At 57.4% G+C, this 15059-nt stretch carries 11 protein-coding genes; 4 read left to right on the top strand and 7 right to left on the bottom strand.

Going from position 1 to position 15059, the window contains the following annotated elements; all coding sequences use genetic code 11:
• Positions 1–5: 5 nt before the first annotated feature.
• Positions 6–2456, bottom strand: a complete 2451-nt coding sequence (locus ACAW74_RS01725; protein ID WP_370696459.1) for a glycosyl hydrolase — start codon at positions 2454–2456, stop codon at positions 6–8.
• Positions 2457–2625: 169 nt separating this feature from the next.
• Here ACAW74_RS01725 and ACAW74_RS01730 point away from each other — a divergent pair, with 169 nt between their 5' ends.
• Complete coding sequence (locus tag ACAW74_RS01730) at positions 2626–3837, top strand: hypothetical protein (protein ID WP_370696460.1); 1212 nt, start codon at positions 2626–2628, stop codon at positions 3835–3837.
• Positions 3838–3896: 59 nt separating this feature from the next.
• Complete coding sequence (locus tag ACAW74_RS01735; RefSeq protein ID WP_370696461.1) at positions 3897–4556, top strand: DNA-3-methyladenine glycosylase family protein; 660 nt, start codon at positions 3897–3899, stop codon at positions 4554–4556.
• Positions 4557–4642: 86 nt separating this feature from the next.
• Here the strand turns inward: ACAW74_RS01735 and ACAW74_RS01740 are convergent, their stop codons facing one another.
• The 4 genes from ACAW74_RS01740 to galK all read right to left on the bottom strand — a co-directional run bounded on the left by ACAW74_RS01740 (position 4643) and on the right by galK (position 8854).
• Entirely contained in the window at positions 4643–6037 is a 1395-nt protein-coding gene (locus tag ACAW74_RS01740) for a DUF4403 family protein (RefSeq protein WP_370696462.1), read from the bottom strand.
• A gap of 68 nt (positions 6038–6105) precedes the next feature.
• Complete coding sequence (locus ACAW74_RS01745) at positions 6106–6786, bottom strand: cell division ATP-binding protein FtsE (protein ID WP_370696463.1); 681 nt, start codon at positions 6784–6786, stop codon at positions 6106–6108.
• Positions 6787–6911: 125 nt separating this feature from the next.
• Positions 6912–7571 carry a fructose-6-phosphate aldolase gene (gene fsa / locus ACAW74_RS01750; RefSeq protein ID WP_370696464.1) on the bottom strand — a complete coding sequence of 220 codons (660 nt, stop codon included), beginning with the start codon at positions 7569–7571 and terminating at the stop codon, positions 6912–6914.
• Between the two features lie 128 nt (positions 7572–7699).
• The gene (gene galK / locus ACAW74_RS01755; protein ID WP_370696465.1) at positions 7700–8854 is read right to left on the bottom strand and encodes a galactokinase; all 1155 of its coding nucleotides are present in this window, start codon (positions 8852–8854) and stop codon (positions 7700–7702) included.
• A 364-nt stretch (positions 8855–9218) separates the two neighbouring features.
• Between galK and ACAW74_RS01760 the strand changes: the two genes are divergently transcribed.
• On the top strand, positions 9219–9947 hold the full coding sequence (locus tag ACAW74_RS01760) for a tetratricopeptide repeat protein (RefSeq protein WP_370696466.1): 729 nt from the start codon (positions 9219–9221) through the stop codon (positions 9945–9947).
• A 65-nt stretch (positions 9948–10012) separates the two neighbouring features.
• Positions 10013–10360: a transmembrane 220 family protein gene (locus ACAW74_RS01765; RefSeq protein WP_370696467.1), complete on the top strand. Its 348-nt coding sequence runs from the start codon at positions 10013–10015 to the stop codon at positions 10358–10360.
• A gap of 94 nt (positions 10361–10454) precedes the next feature.
• Here the strand turns inward: ACAW74_RS01765 and ACAW74_RS01770 are convergent, their stop codons facing one another.
• A complete protein-coding gene (locus ACAW74_RS01770) occupies positions 10455–13871 on the bottom strand; it encodes a ThuA domain-containing protein (protein ID WP_370696468.1) in 3417 nt (1138 codons plus the stop codon).
• Positions 13872–13971: 100 nt separating this feature from the next.
• A complete protein-coding gene (locus tag ACAW74_RS01775) occupies positions 13972–15036 on the bottom strand; it encodes a PepSY-associated TM helix domain-containing protein (RefSeq protein WP_370696469.1) in 1065 nt (354 codons plus the stop codon).
• Between the last annotated feature and the right edge of the window lie 23 nt (positions 15037–15059).

A 15059-nucleotide genomic window follows, 5' to 3' on the forward strand; every position in this document is an offset into this window, starting at 1 on the left:
TTCGTTTATCGCTCGACCCTCACCGGCCCCAGCAGCCCCGACGGTACGGGTTGCCAGCGGGTGGCGTCGAACGGGCGGTAGCGGATATCCACGATGTTGATGTCGTTGAAAATTTTCCAGTCGGGTTTCTGGCCATCGCGGAGCCGCATGTAATTGGCCGAGAGGTTCGTCACGTCGATGTCCAGTTGGTTGCCCCTCGCCTTGAGCAGCCCCGCCGGAATGGTCAGTTCGTAAGGCAGGCACCAGGCCGTGCCGATGGAGCGACCGTTGATACGTACCTCGGCCACCTCCCGCACGTCGCCCAGATTCAGGCGTTGGGCCTGCCCCGGCTGCCAGCCTTGCGGCAGATCGAAGGTGGTCGTGTAACGTACCTGTCCCCAGAAATACCCCGCCGAATCGCTGAGGGTTGTCCAGGAGGCCAATGTAGATTGGGTGTGCGTGGAACGCAGCGCCGGTACGCCTTTGCCAAACTGCACCTGCCACGGTTGGTTAAGCGTAAACGCCGCGCCCCCCGACTGCGGATTGGACAGCACCTGCTTACGAACGGTAGGCGTGGCTGTTACGGTCAGGAAACAGGATTGACCGGGCAGCAGCCGCAGCCAGACGGCGGCAGTCGGCGTGGTCAATTGCCGGGCTGGGTACGTTGTCTGGTCGGTCAGCGGATCGTACCGGATGACTTGCCCATTGGCCGACAGCCTGACCCACCCTTCCCGAAACTGATTACCCAGGTTGGCGACGAAATACCGCGTGGTAGCGGAACCGACTTTTTTCCGGATAAACGACAGCCCCTGCGCAGCCCAGCCCTCGCGTCGGACGGGCAACGTACCCAGCGTGGTGAGGTTGGCGTTGTAGACGATCCGAGCGCCCTGCGCCGCCAGTTGCGCCAGTCGTTGCCGGGTCCGTTCGGGCAGAAATTGGGCGGGTGGTATCGTCAGGACTTTATACGTACCGCCGGGCATCTTCAGTTGCCCACCCGGCCCAACCGTCAGGCTGTCGAGCAGGGCATCAGATACGTAATCGAACGAGTAGCCCGCCACGCGTAGGGAATCGCAGAACCGCCCGAACGGCATGGGCAGCAGCCACCGATCGACGTGGTGTACCTCAAGCAAATGCACGCCACCCGCCGAGGGCGATCGGTTGGCCCATAAATCGTGGATCGGGAAATAAACCAGCAGGTCGTTGTCGGGGCGGCTCCCTTGCAGGCGCGTCTGGCAGCGCGTGACATACTGGTTCAGCAGCGGCAGAAAAGGCCAGTTGTGCGACGACGGCCCGTAATTGGTCGACGCATAGAATAACTGGCCGGGCCACGCTTGGCCGGGCCATGCTTGGCTTGCGGGCGAATACGTGGTGCCGTGATAAAAAATGTGGTTGATGCCTGCCGTAAACAACTCGTCGATCTGCGGCTTGATCTGCGACAGGCTCACCTTAAAATGATCGGCCAGCCAGGTAGTTGTTTCTGAACTGACCAGCGGTTTGCCCAGCAGGTGTGCCGCCGACGAGGCAAACTTCATCGCCAGCGGATGAGGCGTCCCAAACCGGTCGACTTCGTAGTTTTCGTCAACACGCAGGCCGGGAATGGGGAATCGGCTGCTCCCAAACGATTCGGTCTCGGGAATATCGGCCAGTGCATATAGATCGAGCAGGTTTCCGGGCGAGCCGTGCGCCTGATTGCGCGTCTGATAGCCCCGCTGCCGCGCCCAGTTTGTCCAGACGGCCGTGAACTCATCGCGCAGCAGATCGGCCAACGTTTCGTGGTAATCGCGACGTACCGCTACCGCACTGGGTACGTTGGTGGTGTCGATGAAATCGGGGATGCGGGTGAGCAGTTCGTAGCCGCGCCGCTGCCGAAACTGCTCGGGAAAGCGGGTCGTCCAGTTGGCACCATACACCTCATACGAATCGTTGTAGAGCGCCCGGGGCCGTTGCGGCAGGCGAGCCAGCGCCGAGTCGAACCGGGCCAGATACCGTAACAGATGCTGCCGCTCGAACGGATCGACCACCAGCCCCTCGCCTCCCGGTGCAGCCCGTTTCACCCGCTGACGGGTCGGCACGCCTACAAGCTTCCCCCGCTCCTGTTTCCACTGTTGGGCGGCCATGTCGGGCGCTACGTTGGGGCCACCAAAGGGCCAGCCTGTGCCGGTGGTCAGATCAACGCCCATACCGAGCCGGTTTGCCTCCTGAATGGTGTGTGCAAACACCGACAGCCACCGTTCGCTCAGAAACGGGATCGCCTGTTTTTCGGCCCCTTTCACACCATAGATCGGAATAACGTGAACGCCACCCAGCCCAGCCTTCGCCATCAGCTCCAGTTGCTGCGTGATGTCGGCTTCGGTTACGGCGCTACCCATCCACCACCAGTATGTCCACGGCTTAACAGTGTTAGATTTCGATTGACCTAACGCTACCAAGCTGATTAACAAGAGACAACAGGCTATAGCGAATTGGGTACGTTTCATCGTTCGTCGGGGCGGTTATGGGGCAGCGTAAGGTTTGTAAACAGGCAACCGAACGAATTACCGATCCGATCATGCCGTTCCATTTACACATTATCCCCTTTTATTTATACATCGCGTTAAACCGTGGTTTGGGTGACTGGTCAAACGCCTAACCAGCAAAGGCAAAGCGATGAGACTTTTTACGTATGTACTGGTGTGGCTGTTGTGCGGACTGATGGCGTGCAGCAGTGGGAAGACGGCCTATCGGCGCGGCCAGTATGCCGAGGCGGTCAGGAAAGCGAGCGAGCGACTCCGGCAACCGCGGGGCTGGGGTCGGCGGGGGCATGAGCTAGCCGCCGAGGTGGTGAAGCGGGCGTTCGTCAACGGCTACAACCAGCATCAGGCTACGATCCGCACCCTCTCGGCCGACACACAGCGCCCCTTCCGGTGGGAGGCCGTTTTTGGAGAGTACGAGACGTTGCAAAGCATGACCGCCGATGCACAGCGGGCGCTGCAACCTCTCAGCGATCAGCAGGTCGCTACCGACTGGCTGGCTAATTACCCTACCGATTACACCAACGTACTCGCCGAAACCCGCGAACTGGCTGCTGCCGAACGCTACCAGTTGGCTGAAGCGGCATTTGCCCAGCGCCAGACCGACCGCCTGGCGGCCCGCGCTGCTTACGAACAATACCAGGTTGCCCAGAAATGGGTGCCTAGCTATCAGCAGTCGGCCCAACGGTCGCTGGAGGCGTTTTCCTTCGCCGTGCTGCGGGTACTGATTGAACCGCCCGTACCAACGCCCGAACTCGACCGCGACGATACCTGGGCCTTGGGCCAGGCGGTAAACGACAACCTCGTGCGCAACACCATACCCAGCCCGTATGTCCATCTGTACCAGCCCGATCAGGTCGAGGTCGCCGACAATGGGGATTATCGCCTCTTCGACGGGCAGCCCATTCAGGAAGTCGTGCAGTTTGCTGTTCGGAACTACCGGCCCTACGACGAATCGTTTGCGAGCACGAGCCGTACCATCGAGAGCAGTAAGGAATATAAAGTCGGTACGAAACGGATCAATGACTCGACAGTGGTGGACATCATGGAGAAAATAAAAGGGACTGTAACGCTGCACACGCACCGCGTCGAAGCCCGCCTCGATCTGCAACTGCGCGCCCTCGACGCCCGCACCGACGCCCCCATCTGGACAGACTCGGACTATGTCAGCACGGATTGGGTGGGGCAATGGGAAACGTTCAGCGGCGATAGCCGAGCCCTCGACAGTTACACCCTCATTACCCTGACCGGCAGCGCCCCGTCAAGCCGTGATCTGTTCCACAGCCTGCTGAATCGGGCGGGCAGTTCGGTGGTGGGTACGTTACGAAAGCAATACAAAAAGCGATAATCGGCTACTATTCCAGCCGCCGGGCAGTTGCGTTGCCCCCTCTTTTGTAGGTTTGCAGTATGCATTCCGAAGCCCTCGCCCACCTCAGTCAGGACCCCATTCTGGCCCGCATCATTGCCGAAACACCGGCCATCAAACCGGCGCATAATCACCTCGATGTTCCTGAGCAGGACCGGCTGTATGTGGCACTGCTCGACAGCATTGTGTCGCAGCAGATTTCGACCAAAGCGGCCGACGCCATCTTCCGGCGATTCCGGCTGCTGTTCTCTGAAACCGCCGAGGCCGAAGGGTACCCCACCCCCGCCCAACTCGTAGCCAAATCGACCGACGAGTTGCGCTCGGCCGGGTTGTCATTTCAGAAAATCGATTACCTGCAAAGTGTTGCCCGTTTTGCGCTGGCCAACGACCTGACGACCGGCTACATAGAGCAACTGACCGACGAAGCCATTGTGCAGTACCTCACGCCCATCAAAGGCGTGGGCCGCTGGACGGTGGAGATGCTTTTGATGTTCGTTCTCGATCGCCCCGATGTGTTTCCGGTCGATGACCTGGTGATCCGGCAGAAGATGGTTCGTGCTTACGAACCGACCGCCGATTCGGGTAAAACAGGCCGCGCGCTTTACAAACGCCTGCACGCCATCGCCGAACCCTGGCGCCCCTACCGAACCCTCGCCTGCCGATACCTGTGGCGGTGGAAACCGGTAGACAGTGAACAGTGAGCAGTGTACAGTATGGATTACAAGATCAAGCTGCTCGACAGACCACACTGTTCACTACATACTGTTCACTGTTTACTGCATACTGTCTACAGTTTTTTCACTTCCAGCCGCACATTGGTTTCTACTTTTAGTAGCGACTGAATGCCGGTGGGCCGGATGGCGATGCGTTGTGGCACAAAGCGGAACGACAGGATGTCAAGGTCGTTTTTGACACCCGTCCGGCTGTTTTCAAAGGCACGGTCAATCAGCGTGGGGAGTTTGAGAATCTGCTCGCGTAGCGGGATGTGCAGTACTTTGCTGAGCGTATCTTTCAGGCGGTCGTGAAGCAGCCAGTCGGCGGTGGCCAACAGGCGCTCTTCCGTTTCCACGTCGAAATCGATATTCTTGATGCGAAGCGTGTGCGTCAGCGTATCGTAGGCTGGTTGTCCCCGAAAATAAAGCGTACCGTTGACAGCGCCCCCCACATCGGTTCGGATAATCAAGGCATTCTGACCGCCGTAGACCTTTGCCCGTTTGATCTTCACCATACCGCCCGCCAAACCCAGGTTGTGTCCCTGCAATGTCTTCACCAGTACCCGGTTCATGTCGTCGTAGGTGATAAAACTCATCACGCGCAGGTCGGAGGTCTGGCGAAGTGTCCGGGCTTTGCGCAGGTGCGGTAATCGCCCGTTGGTATCCACCTCAGGCCGTTTGCCAATCTCTGTTCTTGTTGAAAAAGCGACCCGGATGGGCACGGTCAGCGTAGTAGCGTTACCCGTTACTTCGCCAACAGCCACGCTGAAGGGGGTGGGCACCAACCAGATCGAGTCGGGGTTTTTGACCAGCAGCAACGGTTTTTGCAGACTTTTCCAGATCGGACGTACCTGACGGTCGAGCCGCAGTTCGTTGTGAACGGCCTTATCGATAACCTCCTCAATTTCGGGTCGGCGCTTTTCAAGCAGATTCTCCACCAACCGGGTCACCGAGATATTGATGCCCAGGATACGCAGCTTCGGCTTCTCGATCCAGGTATAATTGGTAAACCGAGCCTTGGTCGACAGCCGCCAGTTGGGCGACACCTGCAACGGGCTTTGAAAGTCGACGGAGAGCGCACACAGCGCATTTTTGCTGTGCTTCTTTTTATTGAGCCGCAGGGGATTGTCGATCCAGACTTGCAGGGGTGCCGAAAACGACACCTTGTTGTTGGCATACTTGATCTTTACCCGCCCCGTTCTGTAAACCCGCAGGTTAAACATGGCCGCCCCTTTCTGATCCTTCATCATCTCAGGCCGGACCAGTTCGGGTTTCAACGCTTTGTTAATTTGGTCTTCGAGCGCCCGGATGTTAAACGAAATCGGGCCAGCCAGAAACGAAATGGCGGGCGGGATCTCGTCGTCGAAACCCTCGGCAGCGGGCGGTTTGGGCTTTACTTTTTTGCAGGAAACCGCCAGCGAGACAACAAGTAAAATAAGTACAAACTGAATGGTGCGTCGAGGGTTCATAATCTCAACCAACTCCCATTCGTCTGTTCTGTTTAACGGACTTATTCTGCACCCGCAGGCCAGTTCAGCTAGCCCTTGAGTTCAATTACCTGCCCATCCTGACAACGGAGCGTACGGCCCGGAAATTTGTTCAGCAGATCGTAGTTGTGAGTAGCCATCAGAATAGCCGTACCGGCGTTGTTGATCTGTTTGAAAACCCCCATAATCTGGTCAGAAACGCCAGGATCGAGGTTTCCGGTCGGTTCATCGGCAATCAACATCATGGGTTCGTTGAGCATAGCGCGGGCGATAACCACCCGTTGCTGTTCACCGCCCGACAGCTGATGAGGTAGCCGTTTATGAGCTGTGCCCAGCCCAACCTGCATCAGCACCTCCGAGATACGGGACGTCATTTTGGCCTTGTCGGTCCAGCCGGTAGCTTTCAGCACAAACTTCAGATTTTCCTCGACGTTCCGGTCGAAAAACAGCTGAAAATCCTGAAAAACGATCCCAATTTTCCGGCGCAGAAAGGGCACGTCGCGCGGCTTCAACTGATCGAGCGGAAACCCGGCCACGCGGCCCCGCCCGTGCTGTAGCCACAGGTCGGCATACATGGTCTTGAGCAGCGACGATTTGCCGCTACCCGTCCGGCCAATCAGGTAAACGAATTCACCTTTATGAATCTGAAACGACACATCGCCCAGCACCAGCTTGGTGCCTTGATAGATGTCGGCCTGCTCAAGTTCGAGTACGGGTTCCGTGGTAAACATAGTTTTAATGTATAATGTACAATGAACGATGAACGATGTACAATGAACGATGTGCGCTGCTCAGCCCAATTGGGGTAGCAAACGGCAATTGTTCATTGTACATCATTCATTGTATATTATTCAACCTACAACGTACCTGCTTTCTTGTGGTCGGCCAGGAACTTGGCCAGGCCGATGTCGGTGAGGGGATGGTTCAGTAACGCCGTCATCACGCTCAGCGGGCCGGTCATCACGTCGGCACCGATTTCGGCGCACTGAATCACGTGCATCGGGTGGCGAATCGACGCCGCCAGCACCTCGGTCGTAAAGCCGTAGTTACGGTAGATGGTGACGATCTGTTCGATCAACTCGATCCCGTCGGTCGACACGTCGTCGAGGCGACCGACGAAGGGCGACACATACGAAGCACCCGCTTTGGCCGCCAGCAAGGCCTGCCCCGCCGAGAAGACCAGCGTACAGTTGGTACGGATGCCTTTTTCCGAGAAATACTTCAGCGCTTTCACGCCGTCTTTGATCATCGGAATCTTCACTACGATGTTATCGTCGAGTTCGGCCAGTTCTTCACCTTCGCGGACCATCTCGTCGAAGGTCGTCCCGATTACCTCTGCACTTACGTCGCCTTCCACGATTTCGCAAATCTGCTTATAGTGGCGCATCACGTTGTCTTTGCCCGTGATGCCTTCTTTGGCCATAAGTGAGGGGTTGGTGGTTACGCCGTCGAGGATACCCATATCCTGTGCCTCCCGAATGTCGTTGAGGTTGGCCGTATCAATGAAGAATTTCATGTGTTAAAGTGGAGTTGTGTTGGGGGTAAAAATAGAGTTTTCAGTTTAGAGTTTTCAGTTCAGCGTTGGCGAATGCGTCAGCAAGCAGGCGTCAGCCAACTGAAAACCGAAAACGCTGAACGGAAAACTTAGAGTAGATGCGTTCCGTCTTCGATCACGGTGCTATAGATCAGCGTTTCCTTGCCGGTACGGGCCAGGTATTGCTGCCGAATGGTTTGTTCGAAATCGGCCAAGGCTTCTTCGCGGACCAGGTTGATGGTGCAGCCACCAAAGCCGCCCCCCATCATACGCGCGCCCAGCACACCTGGATGCGCCCGGGCAATTTCTTCGAGAATATCCAGTTCGGGACAGCTCACTTCATACCACTGACTCAGGCCCTCGTGCGACCCGTACATGCGTTGCCCAAAGGCCGCCACGTCGCCCGCTTCCAGATCGGCCACGCCGTCGAGCAGGCGCTGGTTTTCCTGCACCACATAGGCACAGCGGCGGTAGAGCAGCGGGTTCTGGTCGCGCAGGTACGTGTCGAGCATGGGCATCGTTACGTCGCGCAGGCTGCGGATATGCTCACCTTCGTTGGTCCGAACGATGGCTACACCGGCTTCGCATTCAGCCCGGCGCGTATTGTATTCCGACGACGCCAGCGAATGTTTTACGCGCGAGTCGCAGAGTACAATCCGTATCCCATCCATATTCAGCGGGGCATAGGCATACGCCAGCGAGCGGCAGTCAAGCTTGATTACGTTACCCGCCCGGCCCATCATCGACGCAAACTGATCCATGATGCCGCACTGCACGCCCACAAACTGATTCTCGGCCCGTTGCGACAGCAGCGCCATTGGCACCCGCTCCATGCCCAGTTTGTAGAGGTGGTTGAGGGCAAACACAACGCCGTTTTCCAGCGCCGCCGACGACGACAGCCCCGACCCGATGGGTATGGTACCGCCAAAAACCACATTCAGACCGCCCGGTAACGACTGCTCCCGCTGCACCTGCTCGATCACACCTAGCAAGTAGTTGGCCCAGCCTTTCGAGGCGTGCTTCACCTGATCGAGCGAGCCGGTATAAGTGCTGTTCAGATCGGCGGCCGTAAAATGGAGTTGCCGGTCGGGGCGGGGGCCAACGGCCAGATAGATGCCTTTGTCGATGGCCGCAGGCAAAACAAAACCTTCATTATAGTCGGTGTGTTCGCCAATCAGGTTTACCCGGCCGGGCGATTTGAGCAAGGTGGGCTGTTCGCCAAAACGTTGCGCAAATTGGGCCGAGAGGGATTCGGGAAGGTTCATGCGGGAAGAGGGTACTGGGTTTAACGGCCAAAGTCCAAGGTTCAGGATGGTATACCTCAGGCATAGCAATCGTGAACATTGGACCTTGACGTTTGGGCAAAAAAAAAGGCAAATCGAATGTCTCACCGCTACGACCACCTACCCTTGCTTCCGTCAAGACCTGGGGGATTCAGCAGGAGCTGGTAGCACCGATTTGCCGCTGCAAAAGTAAGAAACATTACGGATTTGTAAAGCCCTTAGCGGTAATTTTGAGCGATTTCGACGGCATAGGAAACCCCATATCATGAACTATGGGCCAACTACGGGTAACGTACCGCCCCCCTAGATCCTGTCAGTCAGCTTTTTACTCTACTCTTGATACGCCATGCGCCATTTTTTTTCATTGCTCATTCTTCCGTTTACCCTCTTCCTTCTTTTTGCCTGTAATGCCTCCGACGAGCAACTTCAGCAAGGGCGTCAGCTCCTGCGGGAAGGCAAATCACGGGAAGCCGTGCAGGCGCTGAATGCCGCCATCGAGTCGGACCCCGACAATGCCGATGCGTTTGTTACCCGGGGGGCAGCCTACTTTGAGTTGAAAGAGTATGCCAACGCCCAGCTCGACTACGAACAGGCGTTGAAGCTGAAACCCGATTTCTACCGCCCATATTACAATCGGGCGCTGCTCAAAACCAGTCAGGGGGATATTCAGGGTGCGCTTAAAGACTACTCGGAAGCTATCCGGCTGGCACCCGACACGGCCAAAAATTCGACGTCCGATACGTACCTGAACCGCGGGCAGTTGTTTGCCGTGCAGGGCCAGACCCAGCCCGCCCTGACCGATTTCGATCAGGCGATCAAGCTGAACCCGCGCAACGCGTTGGCCCTGTATAACCGGGGGAATCTACGTTTCAACCAGAAAGACCTGCCCGGTTCCATTGCCGATTTCCAGGCTTGTGTGGCCGCGAATCCAAGCTTCGGTAAAGCCTTCTATGGACTAGGGCTCGCTCAATTGCTGGCCGAGCAGCGCGACGCCGCCTGCCTCAGCCTCAAACAGGCCCAGAAACTGGGGTATCCCGACGCGGCCAATGCGGTTGCGTCGTACTGCGGGAAATAACGTAGACCTGAGAAAGTATCCGGCAACAACCCGTCTTCCGATTATTCTTCCTCCCTTCTGCCTCTATGAAATACCTATCGCTCGGCTTCGCCCTGCTTTTTATAATGTTTGCGGCGGTGCAGTATAATGACCCCGATCCACAGGTGTGGGTGCCGATCTACGGGTTCGCAGCCGTCGCCTGCCTACTGGCCTGTATCGGCTTTGGCGGTCGACACGTACCCACGTGGTTTTACTGGCTGATGGCCGTCGTTTATCTGGGGGGAGCGATCAGCCAATGGCCCCCATCCTTCGAGGGATTTCTGCTGAATGAGGTAGGCATGAAGACGATGAACATCGAACTGGCCCGCGAATCGGGCGGCTTGGCAATCTGCGCCTTGGCAATGGCCCTCCTAGCGTGGTTGGGGCGAAAATAAGTCAAGGTCCAAAAGTCAACGTCCAACGTAGCTGGCGCGAACTTACTCGGGCGTCATCCACGTTGGACGTTGACTTTTGGACCTTAGATTACTTTTACATCCCCGCCATCTCAAACGTCATGGCATCAACGGCCATTAACGCCTTCGATCCCGCATTGGGATTGACGAAAACCAGATACAGCTTGTGCATACCCGCTTCAGGCTTCTTGAAGGGAATGTTCACCGGCCCGGTATCGCCCGCCTTTACATCGGCATCACCCAGCAGCGCGCCTGTTGGTGAGTCGATACGCACTTCCAGCTTACCACCAGCCGACCGGGCAGCTGAGGCAAACACCGTCGCTTTGATACCCGAAATACCCGTCAGATCGATGTCGTTATAAGCGAGGTAGCTGCCGTTAGTCAGGCCAACCGCCGCCTCCGAACCCGTCGGGAGTTTGAAGGTCATGATGCCTTTCTTGTCGTCGAAGCTAACCGCTTTCACGTTCGGGCTACGTAGCGCCAGTGTCGAAGTGCTCGTCAGCGGGCCGATCGGGCCGTGACCACGGTCGGTATAAGTCGCCGTTAGCACGTACGATCCCTCCTTCTTCTGCGCTTCAGGGGCATACGTACCGGCCAGCGGCTGTTTGTTGGCCATCTTCTCGTCGGCCAGCGACATGATGTACTTCACCATATCCTCGGCTTCTTCGCGCTTTACCTGCGGGTGCGCGCTCATGGCCTGTTCGCCCCAGACACCGCCGCCGCCGGTAATGATCTTCTGCGCCAGTGCCCCGAACCGGGTGGTGCGGCCTTTGTACTTGCGGGCTACGTCGATATAGGCGGGCCCAATCGACTTTTTGTCGATAGCGTGGCAGCCCTTGCAGTCGTTCAGTTCGATCAGACGTTTGCCCGTCGAGAAGCCCAGATTGGCCTGATGGCCCTGTGCCAGCACCGTCTTGTCGAAGCCTTCGATGTAGTTGATTGTCATCGTGACATCCTCGGCGCTGATGCCTTTATCGAGGGCACCATCTTCCTTGTCCATCACGCTCGCCTGATAGGCAATGGGTTTCTGCGGGAAATAGAAGGTTTTGTTGCCCTTCACCGCCACGTTGACCGTTGGCATCTCATTCCCCACTTTGATGGTTACGGTCTGGGTAGTACGGTTACCGGCCGCGTCCGTCACCGTCAGCGTGGGCGTGTAGATACCCGGCTTGGCAAACGTAACACTCGGGTTAGCCGCCGTACTGGCCGGAATGCCCGGACCAAAATTCCAGGCGTATTTCACCGCGTCGCCATCGTAATCCATCGTACCCTTGGTATCGAACGTCACTTTCAGCGGTGCAGCACCAACCATTTTGCTGGCTGCCACCACGGCGACAGGCCGACGGTTACCGGCGTTGTACGTGATGTGCGACAGGCGGGCATCATCGTTCTGGGCAAACCAGTTCTGGCCGTATTCGAGGGTATAGAGGCTGCCATCATCCGCAAACTGCATGTCGATGGTGTGCGAAAACTTCGTGTTGGGCAGGAAACGCTCCATCTGCACGAAGTCGCCCTCGGGGGTCATCGTTACCGGGTTGATCCAGTCGCGCATCCAGTCGTAGGCAAAGAATTTACCGTCGTAATGGCGCGGAAATTTCACCTTCGATTCCGGATAGTCGTCGTAGTAATAAACCGGGCCACCCATGGCATTACGGCCACCTTTGCCCACAATCGCGCCAAATTCAGGTGAGTCGGCGTAGGGATAGTAGATATACGCTTTCTGCGCCGGCGGCAACTCAGTCAGCCCGGTGTTGTGGGGCGAATTGTTGATGGGCTTCATCGCGTCGAAGGGCGCGCCCACGGTGCTGTCGGCAAACGACAAGGCGCGATAAGGCCGGTTGTCGGCGACAAACAGCGGCCAGCCATAATAACCGGCTTTGCGAGCCTGGTTCATTTCGTCGTGCCCGCGTGGGCCGCGGTTTTCCCGGTTTTCACCGGCGTCGGGGCCCACTTCGCCCCAATAGAGGAAACCCGTGCGCTGATCGACCGAAATACGGTACGGGTTACGGTTGCCCATCACGTAAATCTCGGGCCGGGTTTTGGGAGTCCCCTCCGGAAAGAGGTTACCGCCCGGAATGCTGTAGCCACCGCCACCGTTGGGTTTGATGCGCAGAATCTTACCACGCAGGTCATTGGTGTTGCTGCTGGTCATGCGGGCATCCCAACCACCCCGGCCCGGCCGATCATCGATGGGCGCAAAGCCCTGCGAGGCAAACGGGTTGGTGTCGTCGCCAGTTGAGAGATAGAGATTCCCCTGCCGGTCCCAGGCGATCGACCCGCCCGTATGGCAGCAGTCGGTCCGTTTGACGGGCACGCGCAGCAGAATTTTCTCCGTACTCATCAACAGTGTATCGCGCGCATCGTCGTAGGTAAACTCCGACAGGTGCTGAGCGGTATCGGTGCCAAATACAGCCGCATCGGGCGAGTAATAGAGGTACAGCCGCTTGTTGGCCGCAAAATTTGGGTCGGCGTTAACACCCATCAGGCCGTACTCGTGCTTGGTATACACGGGCATGCGGGCGGCAACCTTGGTCTTGCCGGTGGTGGGATTATATACCTTCAGCAAGCCTTTACGCTCGCCAAACAGCACCTTCCCGTTCTTCAGCACCACCAGTTCCGTAGGTTCGTCGAGTTTGTCAACCAGCACTTTGCGCTCGAACCGGTTCTCTTCGGGGAAGGGTTGCGTTTTGGCTTTGGCGTAGTCGAGGCGTTCGGCCATCACCGATTGCAGCCCACCCAGCAGGTGTTTCACAAACACAGGGTTGGTGAAGGTTTCGTCGGGGTGGCCGAAGTTGGTGTAAAAGGCTTTGCCACCATCGTAGTCGTGATACCACGACATCGGGTGGTCGTCGCCCATCTTCCCATCCTTGTACGTTTTCTCGTCGATCTTGACAAGGACGTTCACCGCTTTATTAAAATTCTTGAAGTCGTAGAACTCGTCTTTGATCTTCCAGCGATCGGGAAAGCCAAACATCGACGCGTGGTTTTTATTCACGGCGTAGGCTTCTCCCTCCTGCACGTTCGGGTTGCCGGGGTGCGAGGCAAACTGCGCGCCCGCCAGCTTGTTGTACCAAGCCCAGCCGTATTCGGTATCGGTCGCGGCGTGAATACCCACGTACCCACCACCCGACTGAATGTAGCGCTCAAACGCCGCCTGCTGCACATCGTCGAGCACATCGCCCGTGGTCGACAGCCAGACTACCGCATTGTAGCGTTTCAGGTTGGCTTCGGTAAACTTGCCTGCATCTTCAGTCGTATCAACGGCAAAGCCGTTCTGCTGACCCATCGCCATCAGCGCCTGCTGCCCGGCCGGAATCGACGTATGCCGGAAACCTTTCGTCCGCGAAAAAACCAGAATCCGCTTCGTGGCAGTTCCGGCGGTGGCTGACGCGGCGGGTTTGGGACGTACCTGCGCCAGCACCGACCCATCGGCCAGCGTTGTCAGCAGGCCACCCGTCAAGGCCAGGCCACACAAAAAAGTATGTTTATTCATAAAGTAGGGACAAAAATAGCTTATGCACATAAAGGCATAAAATAAGCCTATTCTCACTAAGAATAGGCTTAAAAAACGAAAGACTTGCTACTTTTTTCTGTCAGCGCTTCACCCACCAGATCAGCAGGCCCGTAGCGGTCACGACGGTCATGCACAGGGCCAGCACGAAATACAGAATTTTGGTCGCTACACCCCCGAATCGGCCGAAGTGCAGCTCTTCGAAAATGTGCTCGACTTTGTATTCGGCATCGGCTTCACTAGCCCGAAACACCTTGGTTACGTCGCCCGATTGCGCGTCGAATTCAACCGACGAGGTGAACTTGCCCAGGAACGGATTGGCATCGTCGCCGTTACCCCGCACCACCAGCGGCTTGCCGGGTTCGTCGGGGAAATTTATCACGTCGGCCACAAAGCCAGGTACGTTGCTGGCACTCTTCGCCAGCAGCGCGTCGACACTCGCTACCATTGTCACGCTTGGCCTGGCGTCAGCCGGACCAGGCCGCCGGGGGCCACCGCCTAACGAGCGCTCGATGTGTTCCCAATGGAAGAACGTACCTGTGGCGCCGATAATCAGCAGAAACAGCAGGGCCACCACGCCGAGGTACTTGTGCAGGTCGCCGTAGACCAGCCGTTTGGGCTTGTTCCAGCGCACCCCGATTTTAAACACGCTCAGCAGCGAGTTGCGGTAGTACCACGTACCGGTCAGCACGGACCCGACGAGGCATAGGCCTACCACAAACAGAATCCAGTCGCCAACGGGCGGCATCAGCAGGTGTTCGTGCAACTGACGTACCCGGCGCACAAACGCCCGTTCGGCGTCACGCTCCCCCAGGAACATACCTGTGTAGGGGTTTACGTAGGCCCACAACCGCTGTTTGCCTTTTTGCACATCGGCCCGCAAGGCGCGGTTCGGCTGGCTGCTGTAGAGCACCAGGTTCCGCAGTTGGGCGTCGGGGTATTGTTGCTTCAGGGTCGCGATGGCCTTGTCATACGGCTGGCGTTGCGGGCCGGGCTCCACGGCCACGGTTTGGGGGTTTAACAGGCCATCGACCGCGTTGTCGAAGAGCAGGATGCAGCCCGTCAGGCTAAGCATCAGGATGAAGAGGCCGCCAACGAGGCCAAAGATGCGGTGGAATTTGTAAACGAGTTTGTCAGTCGGTGTCATGGGGACTTTCTGGTAGACTCGTA

This window comes from Fibrella musci, from assembly GCF_041321105.1.
Lineage (GTDB): Bacteria > Bacteroidota > Bacteroidia > Cytophagales > Spirosomataceae > Fibrella > Fibrella musci.

Coding starts and splice junctions, on each gene's coding strand:
- fsa (WP_370696464.1), bottom strand. CDS start 7,571: ATGAAATTCTTCATTGATACGGCCAACCTCAACGACATTCGGGAGGCA.
- ACAW74_RS01745 (WP_370696463.1), bottom strand. CDS start 6,786: ATGTTTACCACGGAACCCGTACTCGAACTTGAGCAGGCCGACATCTAT.
- ACAW74_RS01740 (WP_370696462.1), bottom strand. CDS start 6,037: ATGAACCCTCGACGCACCATTCAGTTTGTACTTATTTTACTTGTTGTC.
- ACAW74_RS01730 (WP_370696460.1), top strand. CDS start 2,626: ATGAGACTTTTTACGTATGTACTGGTGTGGCTGTTGTGCGGACTGATG.
- ACAW74_RS01725 (WP_370696459.1), bottom strand. CDS start 2,456: ATGAAACGTACCCAATTCGCTATAGCCTGTTGTCTCTTGTTAATCAGC.
- ACAW74_RS01765 (WP_370696467.1), top strand. CDS start 10,013: ATGAAATACCTATCGCTCGGCTTCGCCCTGCTTTTTATAATGTTTGCG.
- ACAW74_RS01760 (WP_370696466.1), top strand. CDS start 9,219: ATGCGCCATTTTTTTTCATTGCTCATTCTTCCGTTTACCCTCTTCCTT.
- ACAW74_RS01735 (WP_370696461.1), top strand. CDS start 3,897: ATGCATTCCGAAGCCCTCGCCCACCTCAGTCAGGACCCCATTCTGGCC.
- galK (WP_370696465.1), bottom strand. CDS start 8,854: ATGAACCTTCCCGAATCCCTCTCGGCCCAATTTGCGCAACGTTTTGGC.
- ACAW74_RS01770 (WP_370696468.1), bottom strand. CDS start 13,871: ATGAATAAACATACTTTTTTGTGTGGCCTGGCCTTGACGGGTGGCCTG.
- ACAW74_RS01775 (WP_370696469.1), bottom strand. CDS start 15,036: ATGACACCGACTGACAAACTCGTTTACAAATTCCACCGCATCTTTGGC.